The organism is Haladaptatus sp. (genome assembly GCF_049589095.1).
In the GTDB taxonomy this organism is placed as follows: Archaea; Halobacteriota; Halobacteria; order Halobacteriales; family Haladaptataceae; genus Haladaptatus.
Genome location: NZ_JBAWAC010000041.1, coordinates 1 through 5,982, shown reverse-complemented (window position 1 = coordinate 5,982; position 5,982 = coordinate 1). Strand labels below are relative to the sequence as shown.

The window sequence follows — 5,982 nt, the reverse complement described above, 5'->3', positions numbered from 1 at the left end:
TCCGTAACGTGGACAGCTAATCCCATCGCCAACAGTTGAAACCATTTTAATTATATTAGAATTTAAATCTTTCAATATATTATCTATCTTCGGGTGGCTCGTTAACAGTTGCCGAAACCGATAACATTAAACAGAATAAGTATTGGCATCTATTGGAATGTCACAAAAACCAACGAGACGTTCATTTTTGAAAGGTGCAGGGGTGGCACTTGCTGGACTGACGATGACGATGCCGACGGTCTCCGCGAGTCCGTCGGAGGACCGCTATATCGTCGATATTCGGTCCACATCGGACAGCGACCTGGCAGGGCTCGACATCGTCCACCGTCTCGATCAAATCGACATCGCGGTCGTCAAGGGGACTGACGAAAAGGTGAGTGGAACGCGGTATTCGAAGGACGTCGACATGGCGGTGACGTTCCCGGAGGTGGAGCATCACGGACACCACCACGACCGGCATCATTGGATGCAGGACCCGCTCTACAAGTACCAGTGGGACAAGCAGGCACAACGCATCCCGCAGGTTCACCGGAAGACGCGCGGCGAGGGGACCCGCGTGTCGGTCATCGATTCGGGAGCGTACGAGGACCATCCGGATTTGAAACACGCGCTCAACACCGACCTCTCGAAGAACTTCACCGACGACGGCGGGGATTTCAATCCGGTCGAGAGCGACCACGGAACGCACTGTTCCGGTATCATCGCCGCAGACGACAGGAACGGTAAAGGCGTGACCGGCACCGCGCCCGAAACAGACCTCGTTGCCCTTCGGGTGTTCTCCGGGCCGAACGCGACGTTCGGCGACGTTATCGCGGCGATGGTGTACAGCGCGGACATCGGATCCGACGTGGCGAACATGAGCCTCGGTGCGTACCCGCTGCCGGACGATTCGGACACCGCCGTTCTCAAGGACTCCGTCGAACGGGCGTCCTCGTACGCGAACGAGAAGGGCACGCTCATGGTTGCGGCGGCGGGGAACGATGCGTCCAACCTCGACGCCGACGGCGACGTCATCAGCCTCCCGAACGAGGCCGACAACGTCATGAGCATCAGCGCCACTGGCCCCATCGGCTACCGTTGGGACGACGAGAATCCGGAGGACGAAAACTACCACGCGGCGCTCCGTCACCTCCGAAAGCCGACGTACGAACCGGCGTTTTACACGAACTACGGCGCGGATGCGGTCGACATCAGCGCACCCGGCGGAAACGCCGACCAGAGCCAGATCGGTACCGACTCGAAGTGGTACTACGACCTCGTTCTGAGCACGATCTTTACCGAAGAGGACGGCGAACGAGTGCCGGACTACGGGCGGATGGCGGGAACGAGCATGGCGTCACCACAAGTGACGGCCGTCGCCGCACTGGTCAAGAGCGTCAACCCGGATGCGACGCCGGGCGAGGTTCGCCAGCACCTCGAAGACACGGCACGTGACCTCGACAACCCGACCTACCACGGGGAGGGCAACCTCGACACCGCACGGGCCGTCTGGAAGGAAATCGGGGATGATCGTTGGGGTCATCACGGTCACGATGACGACCACGACGACCACGACGACGGCCACGGACACAGTCGCGGATATGATCACGACGACGATCACGGCCACGGTCACGACGACTGAGTTCATCTTCGTCCCGAAAAAGATGAACGTATTCTGTATGTTCATGTTTTTAATCGATAAGTGAGTATTAAAATTAATATATGTCCGATGGGAAGTGAGAACGAATGTCACGAAAACCGACGCGCCGTTCTTTTTTGAAGGGTGCAGGGGTTGCACTGGGTGGATTGGCACTGACCGTCCCGACCGTTTCCGCGGAATCGACTTCGGACCGATACGTCGTCGATCTGCGTGATGCCTCGGCCGACGTCCTCGACGGCCTCAAAGTCGTCCACGATCTCAGCCAAATCGGCATCGCCGTGGTCAAAGGTGACGAGAGCAAGGTCGTGGGAACGCGGTACTCCAAGGACGTGAAGATGGAGTTCAACCGGGTCGAGGCCGAACACCACGAACGTTCGGACCATCATCCACACGATACACGCTACGACCTGCAGTGGGACAAACAGGCACAGAACGTGCTCCAGGTCCACCGAAAGACGCGCGGCGAGGGGACCCGCGTATCGGTCATCGATTCCGGGGCGCTCGAAACCCATCCGGATTTGAAACACGCGCTCAACACTGACCTCTCGAAGAACTTCACCGGGGACGGCGGGGACTTCAACCCGCTCATCAGCGACCATGGGACCCACGTCTCGGGCATCATCGCCGCCGACGGATCGAACGAGGACGGCGTCATCGGAACCGCACCGGACACGGACCTCGTCGCGCTTCGGGTCTTTACCGGACCGTTCGCGACGTTCGGGGACATCGTCGCGGCGATGGTGTACAGCGCGGACATCGAATCCGACGTGGCGAACATGAGTCTCGGCGCGTACCCGCTGCCGGACGATTCGGATACGGAACTGTTGGAGGAGTCCATCGAGCGGGCGTCCTCGCACGCGAACGAGAAGGGCACGCTCCTCGTCGCGGCCGCGGGCAACGACAGTGTGAACCTCGATACCGACGGCGACGTCATCAGCCTCCCGAACGAGGCCGACAACGTCATGAGCATCAGCGCCACCGGTCCCATCGGCTTTCTCTGGGACGACGAGAAGAAGGACGAGGACGAAGACCACCACGGTCATCACTGGCACCACGACCATCATCACTACAAGCGGGCGCTCCACCACTTGCGAAAGCCGACGTGGGAACCGGCGTACTACACCAACTACGGCGCGGAAGCCATCGACATCAGCGCACCCGGCGGAAACCTCGACCAGGACGCCCCGGAGGATGCGAACTCCCAATATGACATGGTGTTGAGCACGGTGTTCGACTGGGGCGACGAGGACGACGACGTGGACATGGTTCCCACGTACGGTTGGAAGGCGGGAACGAGCATGGCGACACCGCAGGTCGTCGGTGCTGCCGCGCTGATCAAGAGCGTCAACCAGGACGCGACGCCGGGCGAGGTCCGTGAACACCTCGAAAACACCGCGCGCGACCTCGACAACCCGACCTACCACGGAGAGGGCCACCTCGACACCCGACGTGCCGTCCGGCGACCGATCTGGGGTCACCATCACGGACACGGTCACGATGACGACCACGGCCATGGCCGCGACGGCGACCACGGACATGGACACGGACACGGACACGACGACTGAATCCATCGCCCATCCCCCAACTACGGTATCCGCGGAAGGACGACCGTAGACACCCTCCGGCGTCGTTTTCGAACGGGTTTCTCACTCCGATTCGTACTCGGCCCAGATGTATCGCGTCGCGACCGAGCGGTAGGGTCGCCACTGTTCGCCGATTTCACGCATCTCCTCGCGCGTCAACTCCGTCCCGTTTCCGTATAGCTGCTGGATGCCGCGGCGTACCGCCAGGTCACCGAGCGGGAGGATGTCCTCCCGTTCCAGCACGAACAGCAGATACATTCTGGCGGTCCACTCACCGACTCCCTTGATCTCCGTCAGCGCGTCCACGACTTCCTCGTTCGAATGCTCGGATAGTCCCTCCCTGGTGAGATCGTTCCGCTGGAACGCGCGAGCAGCGTTCTTCAGGTATTCGACTTTCGTTCGCGAGAGACCCGCGTCCCGAAGGTCGTCGTCGTCCGCGGCCAGCACGGTTTTCGGCGTCACGTCCCCGAGCAGGGAGAAGACGCGCTCTTTGACCGCCGCCGCGCTCGCCGTCGAGAGCTGTTGGTTGATGATCGAGATACAGAGCCGTTCGTACTCCGACCAGTTCGCTTCCAAGTACGGGTCGTGTCTGTCGAGCAACTCGGCCATCACGGGGTCCTCCCGAAGTGTAGATAGTGCGTCGTCGTTCATCGTCTCACTCGTAGCAGTTGCTCGTCGGTAGGAAGCCACGGCAAAAAAGCTGACCGCCTTACCCTGCTTATTCTTCGGCGTGCTCCTCTTCCTCTTCCATCTCGGCTTCGTCATCGGCATCGACGCGACGACGCACGTCCACCTGGTAATGTTCGAGGATGTCCCGACCGAGGAGGACCGGGTAGTCCATGTGACTTCGGTCCTCGATGCTCGCGGTGACGGTGTGGCGGTTGCCGCCGACGCCGATGACCACGTCAACGACGGGGCGCGATTTGCTCGACTTGCTGCTGCCCGACTTGACGCGGGTCATGCTCTTGATGGGACCGGCACCGATCTGGGCGGCGAGTTTCGTGTCGATGCTCGACCGGGTCGCACCCGTGTCGGATTTCGCGACGACGGTCTCCGACCCGCTGGTTCCGCTCACCAGTACTTCCTCGGTGTAGCCGATGACGACGGTTTCGGTCGGCTCCGGACTACTGCTGACGGGTTTGCACGACGGGACGGAGTCGTCCAACGTCGCGGACAACTCTTCCACGCGCTGGTGGTCGACGTCCCCGCCGCCCGCCTCGATCGCCGCCTTCGCGATGTACGGGGCCGCACTTCGACCGGTCGCCTTGTACAGGCCCTTGAACCCGGCCGTCGGGTTGACTTCCAGGACGTACCAGCCGTCGTTCCCCTCGATGAGGTCCACGCCAGCGTAATCGAGTCCGACGACGTCGGTCGCCCGGCGGGCGATATCGACGACTTCGTCCGGCAGTTCGTCGGTCATGTCCTCGACGTCGCCGCCGAGCGCGACGTTCGTCCGCCAGTCGTTTTCCGGCGCGTAGCGGTTCATCGCGCCGACGATCTGATCGCCGACGACGTAAACGCGAAGGTCGCGGTGTCGTCCCTCGTCGCGCTCGATGAGGTCCTGTAAGAACGCCTGTCGATCCCCGACGCGCGGATTGACGAGTTCGTCCGGACCGACCTTCCACGTCCCACCGCCGTGAGTTCCGATGGCGGTTTTGTAGACGGCCTCCTCGCCGTAGTTCGCCCGACCGTCGTTGAGGCGGTCGGTGTCGAGCGCGAGAAGCGCATCCGGAACTTGGACTCCGGCGTTCGTGAGGCTCGCCGCGGTCGAGAACTTGTGAATGGCCGTCATCACCGCGGGCGGTCGGTTGAGAATCGGAACGAGGGAGTCGTAGATGTTCGCGAGTCCGAGCGCTTCGGACGGTTGTTCGGTATTGGAGAGCAGAAGGCGGTTGGCGACGACGTCGATATCCGGTTCAAGCGTGACTTCCCCATTCTCGATTTCGACTGCCGTGTTCTCGTGGCGAAGCCACTCCGGTTCGTGACCGAGATCTTCGATAGCGTTGCAGATCGCTTTCGTTTCCTTGCTGTTGTGTAGACTGAGTACCCCAACTCGGACAGGTGAGCCGTTAGAATCCATGTACTGTACATTTCGTCCGTTCGGTCTTAAATCGTTCCCAGTTGATTTGAAGCGTCAACATTCCCCACAGAAAAGTTTCGGAACAGGACATGTGTAGTAGTATATTTTTATACGGTGCTCCCTGAGTGGTGTACATGACCGGGGACGAGGCGGAGCCGTTCACGTATAATGGCGGTATCGTGGAACCGGGCGAAATCCAAAACATCCGGTACGGAATCAGCGAGACGTATCTCGGTGACCCAGTTCGGATTCCCGTTACCATCGTCAACGGGGAGTATCCCGGCCCGACCGTCTTTCTCTCTGCGGCGGCCCACGGTGACGAACTCAACGGCATCGAGGTCGTCCGTGAAGTCGCCTACGACTGGAATCACGAGGAGTTACACGGGACCATCGTCTGTCTCCCCGTGATGAACGTCCCCGGGTTCCTCGCCCAACAGCGATACCTCCCCATCTACGACCGCGACCTGAACCGCTCGTTCCCGGGGCGTCAGGGGTCCACGAGCGCGAAGCGGATGGCCGATCAGATCTATCGCAACTTCCTCGAACCGTGCGATTTCGGCATCGACTTCCACACGTCCACACGCGGCCGAACGAACATGCTCCACGTTCGTGCTGATATGGAGAATTCCGAGGTGGTCCGACTCGCCCGCGCGTTCGGTTCGAACGTCATCATCTCCTCG

At 60.8% G+C, this 5,982-nt stretch carries 5 protein-coding genes; 3 read left to right on the top strand and 2 right to left on the bottom strand.

Going from position 1 to position 5,982, the window contains the following annotated elements; genetic code table 11:
- Nucleotides 1–202: 202 nt before the first annotated feature.
- Complete coding sequence (locus WBV42_RS01365) at nucleotides 203–1,621, top strand: S8 family peptidase (protein WP_423984449.1); 1,419 nt, start codon at nucleotides 203–205, stop codon at nucleotides 1,619–1,621.
- Between the two features lie 104 nt (nucleotides 1,622–1,725).
- Nucleotides 1,726–3,204, top strand: a complete 1,479-nt coding sequence (locus tag WBV42_RS01360; RefSeq protein WP_423984448.1) for a S8 family peptidase — start codon at nucleotides 1,726–1,728, stop codon at nucleotides 3,202–3,204.
- A gap of 81 nt (nucleotides 3,205–3,285) precedes the next feature.
- Here the strand turns inward: WBV42_RS01360 and WBV42_RS01355 are convergent, their stop codons facing one another.
- The gene (locus tag WBV42_RS01355; RefSeq protein WP_423984447.1) at nucleotides 3,286–3,873 is read right to left on the bottom strand and encodes a DNA-3-methyladenine glycosylase family protein; all 588 of its coding nucleotides are present in this window, start codon (nucleotides 3,871–3,873) and stop codon (nucleotides 3,286–3,288) included.
- Nucleotides 3,874–3,940: 67 nt separating this feature from the next.
- Nucleotides 3,941–5,302 carry a RimK family alpha-L-glutamate ligase gene (locus tag WBV42_RS01350; protein ID WP_423984446.1) on the bottom strand — a complete coding sequence of 454 codons (1,362 nt, stop codon included), beginning with the start codon at nucleotides 5,300–5,302 and terminating at the stop codon, nucleotides 3,941–3,943.
- Between the two features lie 134 nt (nucleotides 5,303–5,436).
- On the opposite strand from WBV42_RS01350, the gene WBV42_RS01345 reads away from it, so the two are divergent.
- Nucleotides 5,437–5,982, top strand: a 546-nt coding sequence (locus tag WBV42_RS01345; RefSeq protein WP_423984445.1) for a succinylglutamate desuccinylase/aspartoacylase family protein, incomplete at its 3' end; no start/stop codon positions are given.

What these genes read in the sequence shown, in the direction of transcription:
- WBV42_RS01360 (WP_423984448.1), top strand. Translation starts at nt 1,726, where the DNA reads ATGTCACGAAAACCGACGCGCCGTTCTTTTTTGAAGGGTGCAGGGGTT.
- WBV42_RS01355 (WP_423984447.1), bottom strand. Translation starts at nt 3,873, where the DNA reads ATGAACGACGACGCACTATCTACACTTCGGGAGGACCCCGTGATGGCC.
- WBV42_RS01350 (WP_423984446.1), bottom strand. Translation starts at nt 5,302, where the DNA reads ATGGATTCTAACGGCTCACCTGTCCGAGTTGGGGTACTCAGTCTACAC.